This window comes from Streptomyces sp. NBC_00442, from assembly GCF_036014195.1.
Taxonomy (GTDB): Bacteria; Actinomycetota; Actinomycetes; order Streptomycetales; family Streptomycetaceae; genus Streptomyces.
This window is the reverse complement of the sequence record NZ_CP107918.1, coordinates 5415069-5439529: the sequence shown is the minus strand read 5'-3', so window position 1 is coordinate 5439529 and position 24461 is coordinate 5415069. Positions and strand designations below refer to the sequence as shown.

Genomic DNA, 24461 nt, shown 5'->3' with positions numbered 1-24461 from the left:
ACTGACCGGGCCGTGTGTTCGTCCTTACCTGGTGGGAGAATGGACCGGGCAGGGCGACACAGCACGGGAGAGGGATGTGACGGCGACACACGCGCGGCCGTACAGCAGAGCGGGTGCCACCGTCCGGGACGTGCTGGCGCTCATGGTGTTCCCCGTGGTGCTCGGTGCCGCGGTGCTGCCCGGCGCGTTCGCCGGGGGCGGCACGCGGCGGTGGTTCGGCGGGCGCGGTGAGAGTGTGCGGGCGGACGCGCAGGCCGCCAAGGACGCCGCGGCGGCCGCGTTCTACGAACTCGACACCGCCCAGCGCGACCTGCGGATCTCCATCGAGACGATCACGGCCGTGGACGGTTCGCAGGCGGGCCGCCGGGCCGCCGACGACTTCGCGGCCCTCGGGCGCCGTATCGACGAGGTCTCCAACCAGTACATCACCGCCGTCGACGCCCACGATCTCGACCGCGACGACCTGGACGCCTCCGTGGCCTCGCGTGCGCGTACCGAGCTGACGGCGGCCAAGGACGAACTGGTCCGGGTGAAGGGCGAGCTCGACCGCTTCGAGCGCAGCCTGCGCCCGCTCCTCGACACCGCCGAGGCCCAGCTCGCCCGGCTCGCCCCCGCCGTCGAGCGGGCCCGGCACGCGCTGCTCGGCGCCAGCACCGCCCTCGACTCTGTGCGGGCGTCGGGGCTGCGCGCCGACGACCTCGCGGCCCGGCTCGCCGCGCTCGGCCCGGAGCTCACCAAGCTCAACCAGGGCGCCGGGCAGCACGGCGTGCCGGAGACGATCCAGCGCGCCGACCGCGTGCTGCGGGACGCCGAGGCGCTGCGGGCCGAGGCCGAGCAACTGCCCGCCAAGGCCGCCGAGATCGACCGCAGGCTGGTGTCGCTGCGCACCCGGGCCCAGGCGCTCACCACCCGGGCCGGCCAGGTCGACCCGGTCCTGAGCGAGCTGCGCCGCCGCTTCACCGCCGCCTGCTGGCAGGATCTCCAGCAGGTCCCCGAGCAGGCCGCCGTCTCCGTACGGCAGGCCGAGGACAAGCTCAAGGAGGCCGCCGCGGCGCGCGAGGAGCAGCGGTGGGCGGACGCGACGTCGCGCCTGAGTACGGTGCGGGCGCTGCTCAACTCCACGGACGAGGCCGTGTCGGCGGCCGGGGACCGGCTGCGCCGGCTCGACGCCGTGGCGAAGGACCCGCAGCAGGAGATCCAGCGCACCCGGTTCGCGATCCGCGACGCCCAGCGCCTGGCGATGTCCGGCCGCGCCACTCCGGACCCGCGGCACGCCCGGCCCCTGGACGATTCGGTGGCGCGCCTCGACCGGGCGATCGCCTCGCTGGAGGGCAGGCATCCGGACTACTGGCACTTCCTGACGGAGACCGAGGCGGTGCGGCAGACCGTGGCGCAGGTGGTGGCCCGCATCCGCGAGGAACTGGGCCACGGCGCCTGACCCGGCCCGCCCCCGCTTCCGCCCGGCCCCCACCCGGAGCCTTCGACCCGGCCCCCTTCCGTCCCGCTCCCCCCGCCGCTGAGTTGTTGACGGCCGCAGCCGGGCGCACGCTTGAGTACGTACGCCCGAGCGCTGCCCGTGCCCGGGTACGTACGCCCCGCGTGTCCAGGGATGAGGAGGGCCCCCACTATGGCCACCCACACGATTTCGCAGCGCTTCAACCACAGCCGGGTCTCGCTCAACGAGCACCTGCCGGTCGACCACCGGCTCAACCGGGTCTACCGCATCGGCGGCGGAGTCATGGGAGTGGTCCTGCTGGTCTTCGGCATCCTCGGTCTCGTCCACCAGATCGGCTTCTTCGACACGGGCGGCGACACCGTGGCCGGGCTGAGCACCAATGGCGCGCTGAGCGTGATTTCCCTCGTCGTCGGCCTGCTGCTCCTGTACGGGGCGTTCAGGGGCGGCAACTTCGCCTCGACCCTCAACATCGTGCTCGGCGTGCTCTTCCTGATCAGCGGGTTCGTGAACCTGGCGCTGCTCGACACCACGCACAATTTCCTCGCCTTCAAGATCCAGAACGTGCTGTTCAGCTTCGTGGTCGGTCTGCTCCTGATGGTGTTCGGGATGTACGGGCGGGTGACCGGCTTCCTGCCGCACGACAACCCGTACTGGAAGGCGCGCCACGAGACCCCCGAGGAGCTCTGACCCGCTCCAGGGCAGCCCCCAGCCCCCAGCCCCAGCCCCCCCTGCTGCATCCCGCAGACCCGCCCACCGCGCAGCCCCCACACCCCGCCCGGGACCGGATCGGATCCCGGGCCTTTCCTTTGCCTCGCGCGCGATTAATTGCTAATTAACTAATACTTGTGCAACGCTTTACCTGGCGTCGGGGAGTGCCGGGGAGCGTTCGGCCGATTTCGAGGAGTGGAGCCACCAGTGAGCGAGGCCACCTACATCGGGCGCGGCGTCCATCGGTCCGCCGTCGAGGGGCTGGCCCTGCGCATCTTCGACGGCACGTACGACGAGGGCGACACCCTCGAACTGCCCGCACTGATGGCCGAGTTGGGCGTCAGCCAGACCGTCCTGCGCGAGGCCGTGAAGGTGCTCACCGCCAAGGGGCTGCTCGACGCGCGGCAGAAACGCGGCACGTTCGTGCGGCCGCGCGCCGACTGGAACCTGCTCGACGGCGACGTCCTGCGCTGGAAGCTGGCGGCAGGTGCGCCGCACGACTTCTTCGCCGACGTCCTGGACCTGCGCCGCGCCATCGAGCCCGCCGCCGCCTCGCTCGCCGCCGAGCGCCGCACGGACGAGGATCTCGCGGCCCTGGACGCCTCGCTCGACGCGATGCGCGCGGCCGGAAGCGACCCCGTACTCGCGGTGCGCGCCGACACGTCCTTCCACACCGCCCTGCTGGCCGCCTCGCACAACCGCTTCTTCGACCAGCTGCGCCGGGTGATCGTGCCCGCGCTCGTGGCCCGGGGCCGGCACGGGGGCCCCCGGGGGCACGAGGATTCGCTGCCCGCCCATGCCGAGGTCGTGCGGTCCGTACGGGAGGGCGACGCGGACGGGGCGTACATGGCGGTGCTCGAACTGCTCGACCTGTCCCTGCGCGACCATCCATGAGCCCCTCCGGGCCCCTCCGCACTCCTGCGCACCCCTCCGGCCCGGGGATCTGCCCCTGGGGCCGGAAGTGGACGGACTTCCGGCCCCAGGTACCGCTTAGTCTGAGGCCATGCCTCGCTATGAATACCGCTGCCGCTCCTGCGGCGATACGTTCGAACTCAGCCGTCCGATGGCGGAGTCCGCCGCGCCCGCGGCGTGCCCGGTGGGCCACGACGACACGGTGAAGCTGCTTTCCACGGTGGCCGTGGGCGGCTCCGCAAAGTCCGGCCCCGCGCCGGCCGGGGGCGGCGGGGGTGGGGGTGGGGGCTGTTGCGGAGGCGGCTGCTGCGGCTGATCCGACCCCGGGAGTCGCCGCACCCCGCCCCTTCCGCAACCCTCCGGGGGTGAAAGGGCCCCTGGGGCTCCGCCCCAGACCCCGTTCGCGCCTCAAGGGCGCTCGTCCTCAAACTCTCCCAAGGCCTCAAGGGCCAGGGGGGACCCCATGACGGGCTGAGGATGTCCATGCCGGCCGGCACCGAGTAGGCAAGGGGCGCGGGGGACGGCGCGAGCAACCACGCACGGGCCGCGCCCGAGAGCGGACCGGCCCCGCCGAACCCCGCCACCCCGAACCCCGCGAGCCCGCGAGCTAACGCTTGCGCGACAGTGTCAGGCCGTCCGCGACGGTCAGCATCACGCTGTCCATCCGCCCGTCCGCCACCACATGCTCGTTGAACGCCCGGATCCCCTCGGCCGAACCTCCGGCCGCCGGGTCCAGCACCTTCCCGTGGAAGAGCACATTGTCCGTGGCGATCAGACCCCCCGCCCGCAGCCGCGGCACCAGCTCCTCCCAGTACGCGATGTAGTTCCCCTTGTCGGCATCCAGGTACGCGAAGTCGATGTGCGGCTCGGCCGGCATCGCGCGCAGCGTGTCGAGCGCCGGGGCGATCCGCAGGTCGATGCGGTCCGCGACGCCCGCCTTCGCCCACGCCTCCTTGCCGTACGCCGTCCACTCCTCGGACACGTCGCACGCGATCAGCGTGCCGTCGGCGGGCAGCGCCTGCGCCATGGCGAGGGCCGAGAAGCCGGTGAAGGTGCCCACCTCCACCACGTGACGCGCGTTCACCAGGCGTACCAGGAAGGCGAGGAGCGGCGCCTGCTCCTCGGCCGACTGCATGCCCGCATGGTCCGGCAGGCGGGCGTACGTGGTGTTCACCAGGTCCTGCTGGACCGCGTCGAGCGGCGGGTTGTGAGCCAGCATGTAGGCGTACAGCTCGTCCGTGATCTTGGTGCTGTTTCCCTTGGTCATGCGGCGACCGTACCCGCCGCGCAACCGGCCGGAACCACCGTCGCTCAGCGCGTCGCCCGCGCCAGGAAGCGGCGCAGGATCTCCTCGCCGGCGAGCACACCGCGCTCGGCCAGCACCTCGGTGCCCGGCGCCCGCCAGCCTGCTTCGGCGAGCTCGCCGTGGCCCGGACGCCAGGCCTCGTCGGCGGCGAGCAGCAGGTCGGCGTCGAGGAGCGAGTCCCCTGCGGCCAGGGTGAGTCGGGCGCCGGTGCGCCGGGCGATCTCCCGTACCGCCGCGCTCTTGGTGAGCGGCTTCGGGACGGCGTAGATCTTGCGGCCCTGGAGGGAGACCGTCCAGCCGCGCGGCTCGGCCCAGGCCGCGAGTTCCTTCACCCACTCCTCGGGCAGCAGCTCGCGCTCGACCACGAGGTAGGCGAAGAGGTCCTCGGCGGTCCGTTCCTTGCGCAGCCACCGCGGGTCGGCGGTGGTCCGCAGATGGGTGCGGACCTCGTCGAGCGGGGCGCACTCGCCGGCGATGCGGGCCGCGACCGCGCCGGCCCAGTCCGGGTCGGACACGCCGTCGACGAGCACATGGCCCCCGTTGGCGCAGATCGCGAACCGTGAGGGCGGGCCGGGAAGTCGGATGCGCTGGTACTGCGCGCGCGTCCGGGTCGTGGCCGGCACGAACACGGCCGCCGACTTCAGCTCGGCAAGCAGATGCGCCGCGTGTTCGGTGACGTACGAGAGGGGCTTGTGCTCGTACACCTCGACGCAGAGCAGCCGCGGCGCCCGCTCGTCGGGTCCGGTGAGGGCGAGGGCGAGGGCGCCCGCGGAGTAGATCAGAGTGCGGTCGAGGTCGCTCGCGACGAGGACGGGCGCGGTGCTCACTTGGCGGCCACCGCCCTGCCGTCGGCGCCGGTCGCACCCCGGGTGAACCGGGGGTGGATCAGGCCCACACAGCTGTAGGGCAGGCCGTCCACCTCCTCGACCGGTACGCCGCGCTGCTCGGCGAGCAGACGGACGTGGTCGAGGTCGGCGCCCGCGCCCCGCCCGGCGAGGATCTTCCACGGGACCCGGCGCAGGAGCACCCGGGTGGTCTCGCCGACGCCGGGCTTGACCAGGTTGACGTCGTGGATGCCGTACTCCTCGCTGATCCGCTCGACGGCGGCCCACCCCTCCCAGCTCGGGGTGCGGTCCGTGTCGCGCAGGTCCTTCGCCTCGCGGTCCACGTCGGCGCCGACCTCGTCGAAGCGGGCGGCCACCGCGTCGAGGAAGTCGCCGGAGACGTCGGCGCCCGCCAGCTCCCGATAGAACTTGGCGCCGTGGAAGTCGTTGGGGCCTATCAGGTCCTGGCGCAGCACGGTGCGCGAAATGAGGCCGGACACCGTCGAGTTGAGACACGCGGACGGGATCAGGAAGTCCTCGCGGGTGCCGTAGGTGCGCACACAGGAGCCGGGATCGGCCAGCACGGCGATCTCCGGGACGAATCCCGCGAACTCGGGGAACTCCCCTATCGCGGCGGCCAGTTCGCGCGTGATGGCGCCCTTTCCGGTCCAGCCGTCGACGAACACGACATCGGCCGGGTCGTGGTGGGCGGCGAGCCAGCGCAGCGCGTTGGGGTCGATGCCGCGGCCGCGCACGATGGAGACCGCGTAGTGCGGCAGGTCCAGGCCGTGGCGGTGCCGGGCCCAGCGGCGCATCAGGACACCGACGGGCGTGCCGGCGCGGGCGAGCGAGACGAGGACGGGGCGCGGCGACCTCTCGGCCAGGACCGTCTCGGTGACCACGCCGACGGCCCGCGCGATCCGGGGCGCCGAGGCGTCGAGCGCGGCGCGGAACAGCTCCTGGTACTGCGGGCTCGGCTGGTATTCGACCGGCAGCGACTCCGCGTAGTGGGCGCCGCCGCTCTGGATGGCCTCCTCGCGCTCCTCGGTGGGGGCTTCGAGCTCGGCCTCGGACAGGTCCTTGAGCAGCCACCCCACCTCGTCGGGCGCGTAGGAGGAGAAGGCGGGACCGCGCAGCGGCTCGGGCATGGGGGCACCTTGGGGTACGTACGAGGGCAGTACGGCGAGGACGACGTGCGGCATGTGGGCGCAGAGCTGCGCCAACAGGCCGTCCGGGGCGTGCAGTTGGGGAGTGTCGGCGGTCGAGTCGACGACCGCCACGACCGCGTCGAAGCCGCCGCCCGCGACGTTGTACGCGTACCGCTCCCCCGGTCCGTCGGCCGGGTCGTCGTGCGCGGGGAAGGCGAGGCGGGTACGGATGGCGTAACCGGGGTCGTCGACGGCGAGCACGGGCGAGCGGGTGGTGGTGGAGTAGCGCACCTCGGCCCCGCCGAGCTCTTCGAGGGCGACGGCCAGGCGCAGCGGCGCGTACATCAGCTCCTCGAAGCCGAGGACGAGGACGCGCGGCCTCCGTGCGGTTCCGGGGACGCCCAGCGCCTCGGCGAGCCGGCCCGCCATGTCGGGAAGGGCGGCCTCCAGCGCGGCCCGGTGGGCCGGGGTGAACCCGTGCCGGCCCCCGTCGGGGAGGCCGGTGGGCCAGCGCAGGTCGACGCGGTCGTACGTCCGGCTCCGAGCCCCGTCCCCGGAGGGAGGCCGTCCGGCGTCGGGCGTCGCGTACTCCTCCACCAGCGCCCGCCCCTTCTCCAGCACCCCCTCGGGCAGCCGCACCGTGCCCGACGCCGAGGCGATCAGGTCTACGCGGGCGCCGATCTCCCGCGCGAAGCCGGCGAGACGGTCGCGGTCCTGCGGGGAGCGCATGTCGACGAGAGCGACGATCACATAGTGGTCGCGGGGGTAGCGGGCGTGCAGGTCGCGGATGGTGTTGAGCACGGTGTTGCCGGTCGAGAACTCGTCGTCCACCAGGACCAACGGGCCGCTCCCCGCGAGGAGTCGGGGGCCCTCGGGGAGCAGCAGGTGGGAGGTGGCGTGGGAGTGAGACTCCTCGAAGCCGCCCGCCGTGGCCACGCCCTCGACCGGCCGGCGGGTGGAGTGGAGGCAGGGAGCGAGGGCCAGGCCGTCGGCGACCGAGTGGCCGAGGCCGGTCGCGGTCTCGGCGTACCCGAGCACGACGGCCCGCCCGGCCCTCTCGTCACCGAGCAACTCCCGCACCCGTACGCCCAGTTCATGGCCGGCGCGCCACACCACGGCCGGGCTCTGCGGCACGTGTTTGCCCAGGACGTTGGAGACGAGCAGGTGGGCGCGCTTGGGATTGCGGCGCAGGGCGAGGCCGAGCAGGGCGCTCAGGCCCTCGTCCCCGACGAGCTCGACTCCGAGCCGCTCGGCCACCCACGTTCCCGACCACTCAACCACGGTGCTGTGTCCCTCTGTTGGTGCTGTTGGTTCGCGATTCATGCGCGGATCCGTGCGGCGCGCGCGTCATACGGCCAGGCCCGCGGTCAGCAGGTCCACGAAGCCGACGTCCTCGGCGGCGACGCCGAACACCTCGGCCCGCAGCAGGGTGCGCTCGGCCCAGGCGCGGTGCGGCTTCACCTCGTTCATCTTGTTCGTGTACGCCGAGCGCAGTACCCCGCCGCCGTTCCGTTCGGGCCGCAGGATGTCCTGGGCGTCGCTGAACTCCTCGTGACTGACCACCGAAAGGGCGTGGACGGGCACCACGTGCGAGGGGTGGATGCAGGTCTTGCCGAGCAGCCCGTTGGCCCGGTCGAGCTCGATCTCGCGGAGCAGCCCGTCGAGGTCGTGCTCGATCAGGGCGGTGCGCAGGTTCTCGGCGCGTCCTTCGAGGAAGGGGCTGCGGCGCAGCTGGGGCTTGAACATCCGCTCCTGGAGCCGGAAGTACTCCCACACCGGGCCGGTGATGGTGAAGCCGCTGCCGTCGGCGCGGCCGAGGACGTTCACCACGTCCGCGATGACGCCGGCCACGATCTGTACGTCGTACGCCGTCATGTCGGGCGAGCGGCGCAGGCCGTAGGCGGCGCAGAAATCGGTGACGCCGAGGCGGAGGGCGAGAACCCGCTCACGGTACTTCTCCACGGTGCGAGCGATTCCGGCCAGGGTCTCGGCGCGGCTCTCCAGGTGGAGCAGTTCGGGCGATTCGAGGACCGGCATGGCGAACAGGCGGTGCCCGCTCGCGGACTCGGCGGCGGTGAGCGCCTCGAGGAAGGCGAGCCCGCGCTCCTCGGTGAACTTCGGCAGGACGAAGCCGCTGAGCAGCCGGGCGGAGGAGCCCAGGCGTCGCACCAGGTCGGGTATCTGGAGCGGGTCGCGGACGCGCACGAAGAGCAGCGGGATGTCCTCGCCACGGGCGTCGAGGCCGGCGAACTGGCGGACCAGGTTGGCCTCGGCGGCCACCACCTCCGCGTCGTCGATCGAGTCCTCCAGGCACAGGACCATGGACACGACGCCGCGGCCGGCCTGCTTCAGGACGTCATCGGCGAGGGACGGCCGGGTGGCCGGGCTGTAGAGGGTGGCGCCCAGGGCGGCCGACAGCACGCGTGCGGAGGAGCCGGCGGTGAATTCGCAGGGCTCCTGGTGGAAGAGATCCTTCCGCACAGCCGCCGGGACGTGCCCGAAATGACGCATCTACATACCCCGTACTGCCAGGACGGCCGAGAATTTGGGTGGCCGGTAATAGTACGTAGGAACACGTGTCAAGAGTTCCCCAAGTGCATGAAATTCAGGTAACTCATCTGCATCGTCACGCCCCGTGGTCCCCGCCGTGTACGCCACGGGAGGATCGGGCCGGGCCCCGCGTTGTCCGAGGGGCCCGCGGGAAGGCAGGATGACGGGCATGACGCACGCGATGCTGAAGGGATCGAACGTCCCGCTGGACGCCCCGGCCGTACGGGCCGTGCTCCGCTGGTCGCCCGGCGCCGACATCCCTGACGTGGATGCATCGGCGCTGCTGCTCGCCGCCGACGGCCGGGTGCGCTCGGACGAGGACTTCGTCTTCTACAACCAGCCGCGCCATCCCTCGGGCCTGGTGCGCCGGCTGCCGAAGAAGCGTGTCGTCGAGGGGCTCACCGACACCGTCGAGGCGGACCTTGCCGCGCTCGACCGGTCCGTCGACCGCGTGCTGATCACCGCGTCGTCGGACGGTGCGACCTTCCGTGCCGTCCGTGACCTGCGGATCCTTCTGTTCGACGCGGCGGTGTCGGGTGGCGAGCCGCTCGCGCTGTTCGATGTGAAGCCGGAGACCGGCGAGGAGACCGCGATCATCTGCGGCGAGCTGTACCGCCGCGGCGACGGCTGGAAGTTCCGTGCGGTGGGCCAGGGCTACCCGACCGGCCTGGTCGGACTCGCCACCGAGTACGGCATCTCGGTGGACGACGGCGAGGGGGCCGACAGCGCGCCGAGTGCGCCCAGTGCGCCGTCCGTGCCCCAGCCGCTGCCGCAGCACGCCGCCCAGCCCGCCTACGGCTACCCGCACCCCGCTCCCCCGGCCCGGCCGCCGGCCGCGCAGCCGACCTACGGCTATCCGCAGCCGGCCTCGCCGCAGCCCGCGTACGGCTATCCCCAGGGCGTGCCGGCCCAGGCGCCGGACCCCACGTTCGTCCTGCCGCCCATGGGGCCGCAGTTCATCCGCCCGTAGGCCGCGGACGCCCGGCGCGGCGGGTCCCGCGGCTCAGGCCTTGGTCTTGTAGCCGCGGCCCCACTGGAGCCCCCAGCCGTAGAGGCGGTCCAGCTCGGCCTGGAAGCCGTACACGAACTTCACCTCGCGGCGCACCACCATGTCGCCCTTGACGTTCTCGATGGACACCACGGCGCAGGAGCGGGCCTCGGGGGCGCGCTCGTCCAGTTCGATCTCGATGCGCGGGCCGTTGCTCGGGTAGAGCGTCACCTTGGCGTGGGTGCGGTCGAAGGCCGGGGTCTGGTCGTAGATGTAGACGAAGATCAGCAGCCGCTTTATCTCGTCCCGGTGGTCGAGGTTGACGAAGATGGTCTCGCCGGAGGCCGAGCCGAAGCGGTCGTCGCCGCTGCACTCCACGTAGGGCGGCTTGTTGGTGGCGCCCAGGAAGTTGCCGAGCGGCTGGACGACGCCCTTGGTGCCGTCCTGGAGTTCGTACAGGCAGCCGAGGTCGAGGTCCACGTTCACCATCGACTGTGTGTGGCCCTGGACCATTTCCGGCTTGAAGAACTGGAGCGGATGGCGCAGCAGCCGTCCGCTCTGCTCGGGCTTGCCCCCGAAGTCCGAGGTCCGCATCCGCCACGACAGATTGACGCGCAGGCTGCCGGTGTTGGCGCCCTGCTTGCCGAGGGAGACCGTGTTGTGCCGTCGGGTCAGCTCGATCGTGTTGGTCGCCGCGCTGCCCGAGTCGAACTGTGAGGCCCTGCCTCGCCACAGGCCGTCCCAGAACGCCATTGCCCCCACCCCATAGGTCCGTGAACTGTCCCCGCACACTGGCCGGCCGGACGCCGGTACAACTCTGCGGGGCGGCCGGCGAGGCCGAAGCCTCGGGCCGCCCCGCAGAGAGCGTTCCTCATTCTGAGCCGGATCACACGCCCTGGGGCGTGCGCTCCGGGAGCACCGGGGTCACACCCCGGAGCCCACTTCCGCCCGGTCGCCCGCGCCCTCGCCGCCGGCCGCCTCGATGCGGCGGTTGCGGCGCACGGAGGACAGGAAGGACCAGGCGATGAGGACCACGCCGACCAGACCCGTGATGACCTCGTTGATCTCGTACTGGATGGTGACGAGCAGAATCACGGCCAGCGCACCGATCGCGTAGTGCGCTCCGTGCTCCAGGTAGACGTAGTCGTCGAGGGTGCCCTGGCGGACCAGGTAGACGGTGAGCGACCGTACGTACATCGCGCCGATGCCGAGGCCGAGCGCCATCAGGACGATGTCGTTGGTGATGGCGAAGGCGCCGATGACGCCGTCGAAGGAGAACGACGCGTCCAGGACCTCCAGGTAGAGGAACATGAAGAACGCGGCCTTGCCGGCCATGACGACGGCGGACACCTTGCTGCCGGTGCGCTTGGCCTCTTCCTCCTCCTCGTGCTCGCGCTCCTCGTCCTCTTCGAGGCGGTTCTCGAAGTAGCCGGAGAGGCCGCCGACGACGAGGTACGTGATGAGGCCGGCGATACCGGAGATCAGTACGGTCTGTGCCTTGTCGACGTGGACGCCGCCGTGCTGGTGGGCGTGGGTCGCGAACGTCATGGAGGCGACGAGCAGGACGATCAGGGCGATGCAGACCGACAGCATGTCGACCTTGCCGAGCTTGGCCAGTGGGCGCTCCAGCCAGGCGAGCCACTTGATGTCACGGTCCTCGAAAATGAAGTCGAGGAAGATCATCAGCAGGAACATGCCACCGAAGGCGGCGATTGAGGGGTGCGCGTCGGTCACCAGCTGCTGGTAGCGGTCGGCGTCGTTGAGCGCGAGGTCGACGGCGTCGATGGGGCCGATCTTGGCGCTGATCGCGACGATGACGACGGGGAAGACCAGGCGCATGCCGAAGACGGCGATCAGAACGCCGACCGTGAGGAAGATCTTCTGCCAGAAGGCGCTCATCTTCTTCAGGATTCCGGCGTTGACCACCGCGTTGTCGAAGGACAGCGAGATTTCGAGGACCGCCAGGATGGCGACGACCCCGAACGCCGTCCACCCGTCGTAGAGCACGGCCAGGGCCAGGCCGATCGCGGTGATCACGAATGACCAGCCGAAGGTTTTCAGAAGCACTTACTTCCCCATCGTGTAGAGCGGGCCGGCCCTGCGGAGAGCGGGTGTCCCCCCGCACCGCGCACGGCTTTGCGCTGCTGTCTCCCGGGGGCGACCCCCGGACCCCCGGCAGGGACCAGCCCCGACGGCACTCGACTTGAAGGCATCCGGGTGATCTCTTTAGGAGACGTTGACCCCGAAGTCTAGGGCGATGCCCCGCAGGCCGGACGCGTACCCCTGGCCAACTGCACGGAACTTCCACTCGCCGCTGTAGCGGTACAGCTCTCCGAAGATCATCGCGGTCTCCGTCGAGGCGTCCTCGCTCAGGTCGTAACGGGCCAGCTCCTGGCCGTCGGCCTGGTTGACCACGCGGATGAACGCGTTGGCGACCTGTCCGAAGGTCTGGCCACGGTTGTCCGCGTCGTGGATGGAGACGGGAAAGACGATCTTGTCGCAGCCGGCCGGGACCTTCGTCAGGTCGACGATCAGCGACTCGTCGTCGCCCTCGCCCTCACCCGTCAGGTTGTCACCGGTGTGCTCGACGGACCCCTCGGGGCTGGTGAGGTTGTTGTAGAAGACGAAGTACTCGTCGCCGAGCACGCGTCCGTTGGCGCACAGCAGGGCGCTGGCGTCGAGGTCGAAGTCGGCTCCGGTGGTGGAGCGCGCATCCCAGCCGAGACCGACGAGCACCTGGGTCAGGTTCGGTGCGGCCTTGGAGAGGGAGACATTGCCCCCCTTGGCGAGCGTGACGCCCATGTTCGTGTCCTCCCCGAGAAGTGGAACAAGTGGTGAGCGCGTCCGGCGCCGCACCACAGGGGTGCGGCGCCGGACGGAAGAACGGGTCGGCTCAGACGTTGACGCCGAAGTCCTGCGCGATGCCGCGCAGGCCCGAGGCATAGCCCTGGCCGATGGCGCGGAACTTCCACTCCGCGCCGTTGCGGTACAGCTCGCCGAAGACCATCGCGGTCTCCGTCGAGGCGTCCTCGCTCAGGTCGTAACGGGCCAGCTCGGAGTTGTCCGCCTGGTTCACGACGCGGATGTAGGCGTTGCGCACCTGGCCGAAGGACTGCTGGCGGCTCTCGGCCTCGTAGATCGAGACCGGGAAGACGATCTTGGCGACGTCGGCCGGGACTCCGGCCAGGTTCACCTTGATGACCTCGTCGTCGCCCTCGCCCTCACCGGTGAGGTTGTCACCGGTGTGCTCGACCGAGCCGTCGGGGCTCTTGAGGTTGTTGAAGAACACGAAGTTCGAGTCGTTGGTGACCTTGCCCTGGTCGTTGGTCAGCAGGGCGCTGGCGTCCAGGTCGAAGTCACCTCCGGTGGTGGTGCGTGCGTCCCATCCCAGACCGACGATGACCGCGGTCAGGTTGGGGGCGGCCTTGGTCAGCGAGACGTTGCCGCCCTTGCTGAGGCTGACTCCCACGAGTCCTCCCAATGGTGTGAGGGGCAAGCTTGGTCAGCGTCCCCGTCGTACGTTGGCATCGGATCAACGAATGGATCCTAGTGACCGGTTCCCGGGTCAAACAGACGATTCGGCCGAACGGCCACCAGGGTGTCGGCCGTGCGCCCGGCCCGGGGTGCCGCGTCCTCAGAGGGTGTCGAGCGCCTTGAGGTACTCGTTGAGGTCGCGGGCGTCGGGAAGACCGTTCACTACGGTCCAGCGGACCACACCCTCCTTGTCGATGACGAAGGTGCCGCGCACCGCGCACCCCTTGTCCTCGTCGAAGACGCCGTACGCGCGGCTCACATCGCCGTGCGGCCAGAAGTCGGAGACCAGCGGGTATTCGAGGCCCTCCTGCTCGGCGAAGACGCGCAGGGTGTGGATGGAGTCGTTGGAGACGGCGAGCAGCTGGGTGTCGTCGTTGACGAACTTCGGCAGGTTGTCGCGCAGTTCGCACAGCTCACCCGTGCAGACGCCGGTGAAGGCGAACGGGTAGAAGAGCAGCACCACGTTCTTCTCGCCGCGGAAGTCGCTGAGCTTCACGGTCCTGCCGTGGTTGTCCTTGAGCTCGAACTCCGGGGCCTTGGTGCCGACCTCGATAGCCATGGAGACGCCTTCCCTTCAATGGGCCGATCTGGTGACACCCACCCTACGCACCCCGCCATGCACAGGGCCCCCTCGGGCAACAGCCTGAGGGGGCCCTGTGGGGCGTGAGGAGGGATCAGCGCTTGGGGGACTTCAGGCGCGTGCCCGACCAGTCCTTCCCGACGCTGACGCTCTTGGCCGCCGACAGGCCGGCCGTCTGCGCGGCGTCATTGACGTCGCTGGGCTCGACGTACCCGTCCCGGCCGGTCTTCGGAGTCAGCAGCAGCACCGCGCCACCGTCCTCAAGGAGACCGATGGCGTCCACCAGGGCGTCCGTAAGGTCGCCGTCCTCGTCGCGGAACCAGAGCACCACGACGTCGGCTGTGTCGTCATACTCCTCGTCGACGAGGTCCTGGCCAATAATGGACTCGATGCCCTCGCGGAGATCCTGGTCGACGTCTTCGTCGTAACCGATCTCCTGGACCACCTGTCCGGGCTCGAACCCCAGCCTCATGGCCGGGTTGGTCCGCTCCTCCGCGTGGTCCGCGGTCGCGCTCACGGCTTGCCTCCTGATCTTGATTCGGTAAGTTCTTCAGCCGCGCGCATACGCGTGGCATGGGGCGTAGTCCACACGGGCGGGACGAATCTCGCAAGTACCCGGCACCCGAACCCGCCCTTTGGGGGCCAGTGTGGCCGTGTTCAGGGGAATCCGCATCCCCGTCGGTGATTCATCCCACACGATTGGTGACTGTTTGTGCCGTTGTGTTCCTCGGGGTACTCCATTCGGGGCCGAACACCCTTCGGGAACTGATGGCCGGGTTGAGCGTAAGGTTGCGATTTGGCCCGACCCGTCCAGGCCCTGAGCCTACTTCCTGCTCCGGTGACGGTTACCTCTCGGTTACCTCTCAGTAGAGATGACGTTTGCGCCCCAGCGGTACACGATGGGATGCGGCGCAGAATTGGCTGTCTTCCGCATCCCCCGACAGTGAAGGAACAGCGTGGCTTCCGGATCCGATCGCAACCCGATCATCATTGGCGGCCTGCCGAGCCAGGTCCCGGACTTCGATCCCGAAGAGACCCAGGAGTGGCTCGACTCCCTGGACGCCGCCGTCGACGAGCGCGGCCGGGAACGGGCCCGCTATCTGATGCTCCGGCTGATCGAGCGGGCCCGCGAGAAGCGCGTGGCCGTGCCCGAGATGCGCAGCACGGACTACGTCAACACGATCGCCACCAAGGACGAGCCGTTCTTCCCCGGCAATGAGGAGATCGAGCGCAAGGTCCTCAACGCGACCCGCTGGAACGCGGCCGTGATGGTGTCGAGGGCCCAGCGTCCGGGCATCGGCGTCGGCGGCCACATCGCGACCTTCGCCTCCTCCGCCTCGCTGTACGACGTGGGCTTCAACCACTTCTTCCGCGGCAAGGAGGAGGACGGCGGCGACCAGATCTTCTTCCAGGGCCACGCCTCGCCCGGCATCTACGCCCGCGCCTTCCTGCTCGACCGGCTCAGCGAGCAGCAGCTCGACGCCTTCCGCCAGGAGAAGTCGAAGGCCCCGTACGGCCTTTCGTCCTACCCGCACCCGCGGCTCATGCCGGACTTCTGGGAGTTCCCGACCGTCTCGATGGGTCTCGGCCCGCTCGGCGCGATCTACCAGGCGCGGATGAACCGCTACATGGAGGCGCGCGGCATCGCCGACACCTCCAACTCGCACGTGTGGGCGTTCCTCGGCGACGGCGAGATGGACGAGCCCGAGTCGCTCGGCCAGCTGTCCATCGCGGCCCGCGAGAACCTGGACAACCTGACGTTCGTCGTCAACTGCAACCTCCAGCGTCTCGACGGCCCCGTGCGCGGCAACGGCAAGATCATCCAGGAGCTGGAGTCGCAGTTCCGCGGCGCCGGATGGAACGTCATCAAGCTGATCTGGGACCGCAGTTGGGACCCGCTGCTGGCCCAGGACCGGGACGGCATCCTGGTCAACCGGATGAACACCACGCCGGACGGCCAGTTCCAGACGTACGCCACCGAGACCGGCGCCTACATCCGCGACCACTTCTTCGGTGACGACCAGCGGCTGCGCGCCATGGTCGAGAACATGACCGACCAGCAGATCCTGCACCTGGGGCGCGGCGGCCACGACCACAAGAAGATCTTCGCGGCGTTCGCGGCGGCCAAGGAGCACAAGGGCCAGCCGACGGTGATCCTCGCGCACACCGTCAAGGGCTGGACGCTCGGCCCGAACTTCGAGGGCCGCAACGCGACCCACCAGATGAAGAAGCTGACGGTCGACGACCTCAAGGGCTTCCGGGACCGGCTGCACATCCCGATCACGGACCAGGAGCTGGAGTCCGGCGCGCCGCCGTACTACCACCCCGGACGCAAGTCCGAGGAGATCCAGTACATGCACGACCGCCGGCTCGGGCTCGGCGGCTACGTGCCGACGCGCGTGGTGCGGTCCAAGCCGCTGGCCCTGCCCGAGGACAAGACGTACGCGGTGGCCAAGAAGGGCTCGGGTCAGCAGTCGATCGCCACGACGATGGCGTTCGTCCGCATCCTGAAGGACCTGATGCGGGACAAGGAGATCGGCAAGCGGTTCGTGCTGATCGCGCCCGACGAGTACCGCACGTTCGGCATGGACGCGTTCTTCCCGAGCGCCAAGATCTACAACCCGCTGGGCCAGCAGTACGAGGCGGTCGACCGCGAACTGCTGCTCGCCTACAAGGAGTCGCCGACCGGGCAGATGCTGCACGACGGCATCTCCGAGGCCGGTTGCACCGCGTCGCTGATCGCGGCGGGTTCGGCGTACGCCACGCACGGCGAGCCGCTGATCCCGGTGTACGTCTTCTACTCGATGTTCGGTTTCCAGCGCACCGGCGACCAGTTCTGGCAGATGGCCGACCAGCTGGCGCGCGGATTCGTCCTCGGCGCGACGGCGGGTCGTACGACGCTGACCGGTGAGGGTCTCCAGCACGCGGACGGGCACTCGCAGTTGCTCGCCTCGACCAACCCGGCGTGTGTCGCCTACGACCCGGCGTTCGGCTACGAGATCGCGCACATCGTCAAGGACGGTCTGCGCCGGATGTACGGTCCGGACAGCGAGGACGTCTTCTACTACCTCACCGTCTACAACGAGCCGATCCAGCATCCGGCCGAGCCGGCGGACGTCGACGTGGACGGCATCCTCAAGGGCATCCACCGTTTCGCCGCGGGCACGTCGGGTTCCATCCCGGCGCAGATCATGGCGTCCGGCGTGGCCGTGCCGTGGGCGATCGAGGCGCAGCGGATCCTCGCCGAGGAGTGGAACGTGCGGGCCGACGTGTGGTCGGCGACCTCCTGGAACGAGCTGCGCCGCGAGGCCGTGGCGGTGGAGGAGCACAACCTCCTGCACCCCGAGGAGGAGCAGCGCGTCCCCTTCGTGACGCGGAAGCTCCAGGGTGCGCAGGGTCCTTTCGTGGCCGTCTCCGACTGGATGCGGGCCGTTCCGGACCAGATCGCGCGCTGGGTGCCGGGCACGTACCAGTCGCTCGGCGCGGACGGGTTCGGCTTCGCGGACACGCGGGGTGCGGCGCGGCGCTTCTTCCACATCGACGCGCAGTCGATCGTGCTGGCCGTCCTGACGGAACTGGCCCGGGAGGGCAAGGTCGACCGGTCGGCGCTGAAGCAGGCGGTCGACCGGTACCGGTTGCTCGATGTCGGTGCGGCGGATCCTGGGGCGGCCGGGGGCGATGCGTAGGCAGTAGGTGGTAGTCGGTCGTGCGGCGGGGTGGTGGGTGCCGCGGGGATTCTCCCCGGGGCCCATCGCTTCCGCGGGATCGCTTTCGCGGGTCTGACCGGGGCGGCCTTGGTGGGGTGCCGGGCAGAGGCCGTGCTGGGTTGCTCGCGCGGTTCCCCGCGCCCCCCTGAAAGCCCGGTTTGTCTGCGCCGTGCCCCCGCTTCTCGCGCAGTTCCCCGCGCCCCTTAGCCGTTCGATGCCGGGCAGCATGGACATCCTCAGCCTGTCATGAGGGTCCCCCTGGCCCTTAAGGCGCGAACCTGGTCTGGGGCGGAGCCCCGGGCCCCGGCTTACGACTGCGGACCGTGCCCGCTTCTCGCGCAGTTCCCCGCGCCCCTTAGGTGTCCGGTGCCGGGCCGCATAGACATCCTCAGCCTGTCATGAGGGTCCCCTGGCCCTTAAGGCGCGAACCTGGTCTGGGGCTGAGCCCCGGGCCCCGGCTTACGACTGCGGACCGTGCCCGCGTCTCGCGCAGTTCCCCGCGCCCCCTAACCGCTCGGTGCCGGGCCGCATAGACATCCCCAGCCCGTCATGGGGGTCCCCCCTGGCCCTTAAGGCCTTGGGGGAGATTGAGGACGAGCGCCCTTCAGGCGCGATACGGGGTCTGGGGCGGGAGCCCCAGGGGCCTTTTCACCCCCGGCGGGTTTCGGGAAGGGGCGGGGTGGGGTGGGGTTCTTCCGAGGGCCCGGCCTTCGACGGCGGACCGTGCGTGGCTGGTGGCGCAGTTCCCCGCGCCCCTTCGTGGGTGATCCGGCATCCACCGGCCGCGCCCACCGCGGCGCAGCCGCGCAAGTGTCACAGCCCCGCGCCCCTTCGTGGGTGATCCGGCATCCACCGGCCGCGCCCACCGCGGCGCAGCCGCGCAAGTGTCACAGCCCCGCGCCCCTAGCAGGGCACCCGGAGTTGAGTGGTAGCGCCCACGGCGACGCAGCCGCGCTACGGCAGGGTGAAGGGGGCGAGCCCTATCGGGGCTCGCCCCCCTTGTACCGGTGCGGCACCGTCAGAAGATGCCGTTGCCCAGGGATGCCGCTGCTATGAGCGCGATGACGGCCAGCAGCGTGTCGATGGCACCCAGGACCACGGCTACCAGGGCCGGCACCGTGCCGGAGTTCCAGCGGCGCCCCATGGCCACCCAGCCGCAGGCGATCGCGACCGGGCCGAGCACGATCCCGAGAACGAAGAATCCCGCGACCGCGCAGGTCAGTCCGATGATGCCCAGCGTCGCGCGGTCCGGCCCGGTCCGGGGCCACATGCGGTTCCGTGACCGGGGGGTCCTGCGCGTATGGGTGCTGTGTCCGAAGCCCGCCATCATCACTCCCTGGGGTTGTCGGCTCGGCCTCCTAGGAGTCGGGTACCACGTCTCAGCTCTCCCACACCTTGAACGCCCGCACCCGATAGGGAACTTGGGGGACCCAGGTCCCGCCACCCGGATACGTGTCGAACTCGGCGGTCTCCGCGCACTCGGCCGACTGGTAGGTGGTGACGGGCCGCCCCGTGCGGTTGGCCAGCGACTGGACGTCGGCGCCCGGCGGCAGCGGGGTGCAGCTCTCGATGTCGGTGCGTGTCAGGTCGTACACCTGCCGCGGGCCCTTGAACGCGCCCTTCGTCCAGAGGCAGAGCTCGCCCGGCGCGCAGTCCCCCATGCGCGGGGTCGCGGTGGCCGGGGCGGCCGCGGGCAGCAGGAAGGCGGTCGCGGCGAGCAGGGCCACTGTGGTCGTCGTTGTACGCATGAGTCATCAACCCCCGTGTCGATTCGATCAGTTGGAATCGGAGAACGGGCGGCACCCCCGGCCGGTTCCGCCGGGCGGGGGGTCGTGCGCGTAACCATCCGAATAGGTGAAGGCCCCACCGGATCGTGTCCGGCGGGGCCTTCGGGTACGGGAGTTGACGGGATCAGATGTGACCCACGCCCGCGCCCTCCTGCGCGTTCACGCCGCGCTTGGTGAACAGGGCGACCGCGGCGGCGAGCACCGCCACGATCCCGGCGACGGTGAACGCGGTGCTCATGCCCGACACGAACGTGTCGTGCGCGACGCCCGCGATCCTGGCCGCGATCTGGGGCGGGGTGTTCGGCTGGACCGGGCCCATGCCGACCTCGACGGCCTTGGAGAAGTCCGCGGTCTGGCCGGGCGTCATGGGCGGCAGCTTGGCGGCGGCCCAGTTGTCCGGGAGCTTGGAGGTGACCTCGGAGGACATCACGGCGCCGAGCACCGCGGTGCCGAGCGAGCCGCCGACCTGCATACCGGCCTGCTGGAGACCGCCGGCGACACCGGACAGCTCCAGCGGCGCGTTGCCGACGATGACCTCGGTCGCGCCGACCATGACGGGCGCCAGGCCCATGCCGAGCAGCGCGAACCAGATCGACATGGTGAAGGTGCCCGTGTCGATGGTGAGGCGGGACATCCCGAACATGGCGACGGCGGTGCAGACCATGCCGCCGACCAGCGGGACGCGCGGGCCGAGCTTGGTGATCAGGGCGCCCGCGACCGGCGAGGCGACGATCATCATGCCGGTGAGCGGCAGGAGGTGCAGACCGCTGTCGACGGCCGACATGCCGTGCACGTTCTGCAGGTAGAAGGTGACGAAGAAGAGCCCGCCCATGAAGGCGAACGCCATCAGGATCATCAGGATCGTGCCCGCGGACAGCGGCACGGACCGGAACAGGCCGAGCGGGATCAGCGGCTCCTTGACCTTGGTCTCCCACAGGGCGAAGAGCACGAAGCAGATCACGGCGGCCGCGATGAACCCGAGGGTCCTGCCGCTGCCCCAGCCGTACTCCGAGCCCTTGATGAGCGCCCAGATCATGCAGAACATCGCGACCGAAAGCAGCACGATGCCGACGATGTCGAACGACTTGGGGGCGTTCTGCGCGCGGTGGTCCCGCAGGATCACGAGGCCGAGGACCAGCGCGATCAGGCCCACCGGCACGTTGATGAAGAAGACCGACTGCCAGTTGACGTGCTCGACGAGCACGCCGCCGAGGATCGGGCCGCCCGCGGTGGAGGCACCGATGACCATGCCCCAGATGCCGATCGCCATGTTCAGCTTCTCGGCCGGGAAGGTGGCGCGCAGCAGGCCGAGCGCGGCCGGCATGAGGAGCGCGCCGAACAGTCCCTGAAGGACGCGGAAGGCGATGACGAAGGTGACGCTGTGCGAGAGGCCGATGGCGCCAGAGGCGGCGCCGAAACCGACGACACCGATGAGGAAGGTCTGGCGGTGCCCGAACCGGTCGCCGAGCTTGCCCGCGGTGATCAGGGAGACGGCCAGGGCCAGCATGTAGCCATTGGTGATCCACTGGACGTCCTGGAGCGAGGCTCCCAGGTTCTTCTGGATGGCGGGGTTCGCGATCGCCACGATGGTGCCGTCGAGCGCGACCATCATCACGCCGATGGCCACGGCGAAGAGCGTCAGCCAGGGGTGGCCGCGCAGCCCCTTGGCCGGCACCGGTATCTCGTCCTGTGGCGCCTTTTCGACGGTGGTCTGACTAGTCATGCGATCGAGGCTAGTGTCAGCCACTGACAGTTGACAAACCATTTCACAAGTCGGTAACTGTCACGTAGCTCACAGCTAGACTGAACACGCCAAATTGACCGAAAGAGGACCCTGAAGTGACGGTGGAGCAGCGCCCGGTGACGCCCGCGGGCGGCCTGCGCGAGCTGAAGAAGCAGCGCACCCGCGACGCACTGCTGCGGGCGGCGCTCGAACTCTTCACCACCCAGGGCTACGAGCAGACGACGGTCGACGAGATCGCGGACGCCGTCGACGTCTCGCAGCGCACCTTCTTCCGCTACTTCGCGAACAAGGAAGCCGTGGTCTTCGCGGCGCAGGACACCGTCGAGTGGCACTTCGTGGACGCGCTGCGCGAACGGCCGCCCGCCGAGGGCCCGTTCACCGCGATGCGCCGTGCGGTGCTCTCGGCCTGGGACACGATCGAGGAGCGCCTGTCCCCCGTGGTGCCGGTCGCCCTGTACATGCGGACGTACCAGGTGATCGAGTCGACCCCCGCGCTGCTCGCGGTCCATCTGCGCCGTTCGGCGGAGATCGAGGAGCACATCGCGCGGCTGATCGCCGAGCGCGAGGGCCTCGACATCGACGCCGACCCGCGACCCCGGGTGGCCGTGGCCGCCTTCACCGGCGTGATGCGGGTCGCGGGCGGCCTGTGGGGCCAGGGCGGAGACCCCAGCGTGACCGCGATCCGCGGGCTGACCTCGGCCTATCTGGATCACCTCGGCCCAGCGCTCGCCGACGACTGGCGGGCCTGAATCCCGCCGTCCGGCCACACGGTGACCTGCGGCACAGCGGCATCACAGCGTGGCCACGCCCCCTGGCGTACGGTGCCGGCGCCGTACGGAGCGTGCGCCCGCGCGCGCGGTTGGTGAGGCCGCCCCCCGCTCAAACGTGATCTGAGTCACTGTCAGCCCGGAGGGGCTCCCGGGTCTCCTACTGTGTTCAGCAGTGACTTCCTTCGACTCCTCCCCCACATTGAACGCCTGGCGCGCAGTGCTCGCGCTCGCCGTCGTGTTCGTCATGCTCGCGACCTCCGGCTGGACGGCGATCCGCGGCCACTCCGGCGACTCCGAGCCCCGCGCCAAGGCCCTCGCCGCCTGGGCGCGCGACACCATAGACGGCCACAAGCTGCCCAGGGCGGACGGCACCGCGAAGCAGCTGGCGCAGTTCTTCGGCTCTATCACCGCGGCCGAGCGCGACCGCCTCGCCGACCGCTACCCGCTGGTCGTCGGCAACCTCAACGGTGCCCCCGTGACCCTGCGCTACCGGGCCAACCGGGTCGCGCTCGCCGAGGCGCGCACCGTCGAGAAGAAACGCACGGCCGACCCGCGGCTGTCCGCCGACGGCCGCCAGAACGCGTCCCGGCGGATGCACCGGTTCGACTCGCTGCTCGACGACGGCCGCCAGATCCTCGCCTTCGACCCCTCCGACACCGGCCGGGTCGCGGAGGTCTTCGGCGACCTGGACCACGCCCAGCGCATCTCCGTGATCATCCCGGGAGTCGACACCAACGTCCTGACCTTCGAGAAGAGCAGCCGCGCCAACACCGCCCCGGTCGGCATGGCCGAGTCGCTGTACGCGGCCGAGCACACCGCGTCCCCCGGTACCCGGACCGCCGTGATCGCCTGGGCCGACTACACGGCGCCCGCCGGGCTCGGCATCGACGCGGCGATCGGCAGGCTGGCCGAGGAGGGAGCGGTGCGGCTTTCCGCCATGGTGCGCGCGCTGCCCGGCACCTCCCCGGTCGAGCTGTTCTGCCACAGCTACGGCTCGGTGGTGTGCGGGGTCTCCACGCGCGAACTGCCGCCCCGCGTCAGCGACATCGCGGTGGCCGGCAGCCCCGGAATGCGGGTGAACAACGCCGCCCAGCTGGGCACCAAGGCGCAGGTCTGGGCGATGCGGGACAGGGACGACTGGATCCAGGACGTGCCGTATCTGGACGTCGCGGGCCTCGGACACGGCGCCGACCCGGTCACGACGGCCTTCGGCGCCCGCGTCCTCTCGTCCTCCGGAGCGATCGGCCACACCGGCTATTTCGAGCCGGGCACGCAGAGCCTCGCCAACTTCGCCGCGATCGGAGTTGGCGCATACCGGACGGTCGGCTGCAGCGCCGCCGACGCCGACTGCGCCGACGGGATTTCCGACCGGTCCGCGGCTTGACGGGCACTCTGCCGGGCTGACACGCGCAGACACCGCGTGATCGCCCGTGGCGTGGTGCGAGGACGGGGTTTCCTCCGAGGGGCGACGCGCGGGCGTGCGCCGCCTACGATGAGGCGCATGGGTGATGTGCTGGCCGGAATTCATGCCACCTGGGAGTTCGAGACCGACTCCGTGCTCATCCGCTTCGAACGGGGGATCCGTGCGCCGAAGCTCTTCCAGGCGCTGCGCGAACGGCGCATCCCCCACGAGGCGTTGGAGTCGGTGACGCTCTCCCCGGGCAAACGCGGCACTGTGGTGCTGCACGCGGTGCCGAGGCAGGGCGCCGATCCGCTGATGGAGGCCGCGGCGGGCCAGTTGAAGGAGGGCTGCGACCCCTACCGCCTGGTGCTGCCCGCCGAACGCGAGACGCTCGCCGAGTACTACACGGACGAGCTGCGGTCGTCGTTGGCACCGTACGCATCGAAACCCGCCGACCGCCATCTCGTCGCGGCGCCCGAGGCCCCGCTGAACTTCAAGGCGTACGACGGCAGGGCGGCCTTCGACGGACGGCAGGTCAGCTTCCGCTGGTTCTGGACGGGCGCGTCCTCGGAGAAGTGGAAGGCAGGCGACCAGACCTTCCCGGTGGCCGCACTCAGCGGCGTCGAGTGGCGCTCCCCCGAGGTCTTCGACGGGCACCTGCGGCTGCTGCGCCGGGAGCCGGAACGGACGGACGGGTGCGCCGGACACGGAGGCTCCGGACACGGGAGCCCCGGCCACGAGGGTGCCGGGCCGGCCGACCGCGATCCGGCGTCCGTCGTCTTCGGTCTCGGCTACGGCCCCGTCCACGAGTCGCTGCCCTTCGCGGCGGCGGTCCTGGCGGCGGTACGGGGCGGAGGCGGCGGGCCCTCGACCCCGCACCAGACGGTGCCCGTGCCGTCGGCACGGCGCGACCCCGCGGACATCGCGGAAAGGATCCGCCACCTCGGCGACCTGCACCGGGCCGGCCTGGTGACCGACGACGAGTTCACCGCGAAGAAGGCGGAGCTCCTGGCGGAGCTGTAGCGGCGGTTCCAGGGCGGACGGC

General features: G+C 70.5%; 22 protein-coding genes. 9 read left to right on the top strand and 13 right to left on the bottom strand.

The features are described 5' to 3' along the window. The first annotated feature begins 76 nt into the window (after nt 1-76). From OG432_RS24220 to OG432_RS24205, 4 genes are all read left to right on the top strand, one after another. On the top strand, nt 77-1438 hold the full coding sequence (locus OG432_RS24220; RefSeq protein ID WP_328313050.1) for a hypothetical protein: 1362 nt from the start codon (nt 77-79) through the stop codon (nt 1436-1438). Between the two features lie 189 nt (nt 1439-1627). Then, nucleotides 1628-2143 carry a DUF4383 domain-containing protein gene (locus OG432_RS24215; protein ID WP_328313049.1) on the top strand — a complete coding sequence of 172 codons (516 nt, stop codon included), beginning with the start codon at nt 1628-1630 and terminating at the stop codon, nt 2141-2143. 228 nt (nt 2144-2371) lie between these two features. Continuing rightward, the gene (locus OG432_RS24210; RefSeq protein ID WP_328313048.1) at nt 2372-3058 is read left to right on the top strand and encodes a FadR/GntR family transcriptional regulator; all 687 of its coding nucleotides are present in this window, start codon (nt 2372-2374) and stop codon (nt 3056-3058) included. A gap of 109 nt (nt 3059-3167) precedes the next feature. Next, nucleotides 3168-3392 (top strand): FmdB family zinc ribbon protein, encoded by a 225-nt coding sequence (locus OG432_RS24205; protein WP_328313047.1) that lies wholly within the window; start codon nt 3168-3170, stop codon nt 3390-3392. Between the two features lie 291 nt (nt 3393-3683). On the opposite strand, the gene OG432_RS24200 is transcribed toward OG432_RS24205, so the two are convergent. Genes OG432_RS24200 through OG432_RS24185 form a run of 4 tightly spaced genes read right to left on the bottom strand, consistent with a single transcriptional unit; the run spans nt 3684 to nt 8865 of the window. After that, a complete protein-coding gene (locus OG432_RS24200) occupies nt 3684-4343 on the bottom strand; it encodes an O-methyltransferase (RefSeq protein ID WP_328313046.1) in 660 nt (219 codons plus the stop codon). A 44-nt stretch (nt 4344-4387) separates the two neighbouring features. Beyond that, nucleotides 4388-5209 carry an HAD family hydrolase gene (locus tag OG432_RS24195; RefSeq protein ID WP_328313045.1) on the bottom strand — a complete coding sequence of 274 codons (822 nt, stop codon included), beginning with the start codon at nt 5207-5209 and terminating at the stop codon, nt 4388-4390. Next, nucleotides 5206-7677, bottom strand: a complete 2472-nt coding sequence (locus OG432_RS24190) for a phosphoribosyltransferase (protein ID WP_443058445.1) — start codon at nt 7675-7677, stop codon at nt 5206-5208. The genes OG432_RS24195 and OG432_RS24190 overlap by 4 nt, the downstream gene beginning before the upstream one ends. A 24-nt stretch (nt 7678-7701) precedes the next feature. Then, the gene (locus tag OG432_RS24185; RefSeq protein WP_328313043.1) at nt 7702-8865 is read right to left on the bottom strand and encodes an HpcH/HpaI aldolase/citrate lyase family protein; all 1164 of its coding nucleotides are present in this window, start codon (nt 8863-8865) and stop codon (nt 7702-7704) included. A 208-nt stretch (nt 8866-9073) separates the two neighbouring features. Here OG432_RS24185 and OG432_RS24180 point away from each other — a divergent pair, with 208 nt between their 5' ends. Next, on the top strand, nt 9074-9874 hold the full coding sequence (locus tag OG432_RS24180) for a TerD family protein (RefSeq protein ID WP_443058444.1): 801 nt from the start codon (nt 9074-9076) through the stop codon (nt 9872-9874). Nucleotides 9875-9907: 33 nt separating this feature from the next. Here OG432_RS24180 and OG432_RS24175 read toward each other — a convergent pair whose 3' ends face one another. From OG432_RS24175 to OG432_RS24150, 6 genes are all read right to left on the bottom strand, one after another. Next, nucleotides 9908-10645, bottom strand: a complete 738-nt coding sequence (locus tag OG432_RS24175) for a TerD family protein (RefSeq protein ID WP_328313041.1) — start codon at nt 10643-10645, stop codon at nt 9908-9910. A gap of 171 nt (nt 10646-10816) precedes the next feature. Then, nucleotides 10817-11959 (bottom strand): DUF475 domain-containing protein, encoded by a 1143-nt coding sequence (locus OG432_RS24170; RefSeq protein WP_328313040.1) that lies wholly within the window; start codon nt 11957-11959, stop codon nt 10817-10819. A gap of 159 nt (nt 11960-12118) precedes the next feature. After that, nucleotides 12119-12694 (bottom strand): TerD family protein, encoded by a 576-nt coding sequence (locus tag OG432_RS24165; protein ID WP_328313039.1) that lies wholly within the window; start codon nt 12692-12694, stop codon nt 12119-12121. A gap of 91 nt (nt 12695-12785) precedes the next feature. Continuing rightward, nucleotides 12786-13361 carry a TerD family protein gene (locus OG432_RS24160; RefSeq protein WP_267053427.1) on the bottom strand — a complete coding sequence of 192 codons (576 nt, stop codon included), beginning with the start codon at nt 13359-13361 and terminating at the stop codon, nt 12786-12788. Nucleotides 13362-13526: 165 nt separating this feature from the next. Further along, entirely contained in the window at nt 13527-13985 is a 459-nt protein-coding gene (locus tag OG432_RS24155) for a peroxiredoxin (RefSeq protein ID WP_328313038.1), read from the bottom strand. A gap of 115 nt (nt 13986-14100) precedes the next feature. After that, nucleotides 14101-14523, bottom strand: a complete 423-nt coding sequence (locus OG432_RS24150; RefSeq protein ID WP_267053425.1) for a DUF3052 domain-containing protein — start codon at nt 14521-14523, stop codon at nt 14101-14103. Between the two features lie 439 nt (nt 14524-14962). Between OG432_RS24150 and aceE the strand changes: the two genes are divergently transcribed. Beyond that, complete coding sequence (aceE, locus tag OG432_RS24145) at nt 14963-17692, top strand: pyruvate dehydrogenase (acetyl-transferring), homodimeric type (protein ID WP_328313037.1); 2730 nt, start codon at nt 14963-14965, stop codon at nt 17690-17692. A 1039-nt stretch (nt 17693-18731) separates the two neighbouring features. On the opposite strand, the gene OG432_RS24140 is transcribed toward aceE, so the two are convergent. From OG432_RS24140 to OG432_RS24130, 3 genes are all read right to left on the bottom strand, one after another. Next, nucleotides 18732-19040, bottom strand: coding sequence for a small hydrophobic protein (locus OG432_RS24140; protein WP_443058443.1), 309 nt, complete (start codon nt 19038-19040; stop codon nt 18732-18734). 52 nt (nt 19041-19092) lie between these two features. Continuing rightward, nucleotides 19093-19461 (bottom strand): peptidase inhibitor family I36 protein, encoded by a 369-nt coding sequence (locus OG432_RS24135; RefSeq protein WP_328313035.1) that lies wholly within the window; start codon nt 19459-19461, stop codon nt 19093-19095. A 163-nt stretch (nt 19462-19624) separates the two neighbouring features. Continuing rightward, nucleotides 19625-21223: an MFS transporter gene (locus OG432_RS24130; protein ID WP_328313034.1), complete on the bottom strand. Its 1599-nt coding sequence runs from the start codon at nt 21221-21223 to the stop codon at nt 19625-19627. 116 nt (nt 21224-21339) lie between these two features. Here OG432_RS24130 and OG432_RS24125 point away from each other — a divergent pair, with 116 nt between their 5' ends. The 3 genes from OG432_RS24125 (at nt 21340) to OG432_RS24115 (ending at nt 24439) form a co-directional block, all read left to right on the top strand. After that, entirely contained in the window at nt 21340-21993 is a 654-nt protein-coding gene (locus tag OG432_RS24125) for a TetR/AcrR family transcriptional regulator (protein ID WP_328313033.1), read from the top strand. 193 nt (nt 21994-22186) lie between these two features. Then, nucleotides 22187-23398, top strand: a complete 1212-nt coding sequence (locus tag OG432_RS24120; protein ID WP_328313032.1) for an alpha/beta hydrolase — start codon at nt 22187-22189, stop codon at nt 23396-23398. Between the two features lie 117 nt (nt 23399-23515). Then, nucleotides 23516-24439 carry a DUF4429 domain-containing protein gene (locus OG432_RS24115; protein WP_328313031.1) on the top strand — a complete coding sequence of 308 codons (924 nt, stop codon included), beginning with the start codon at nt 23516-23518 and terminating at the stop codon, nt 24437-24439. The last annotated feature ends 22 nt before the right edge of the window (nt 24440-24461 follow it).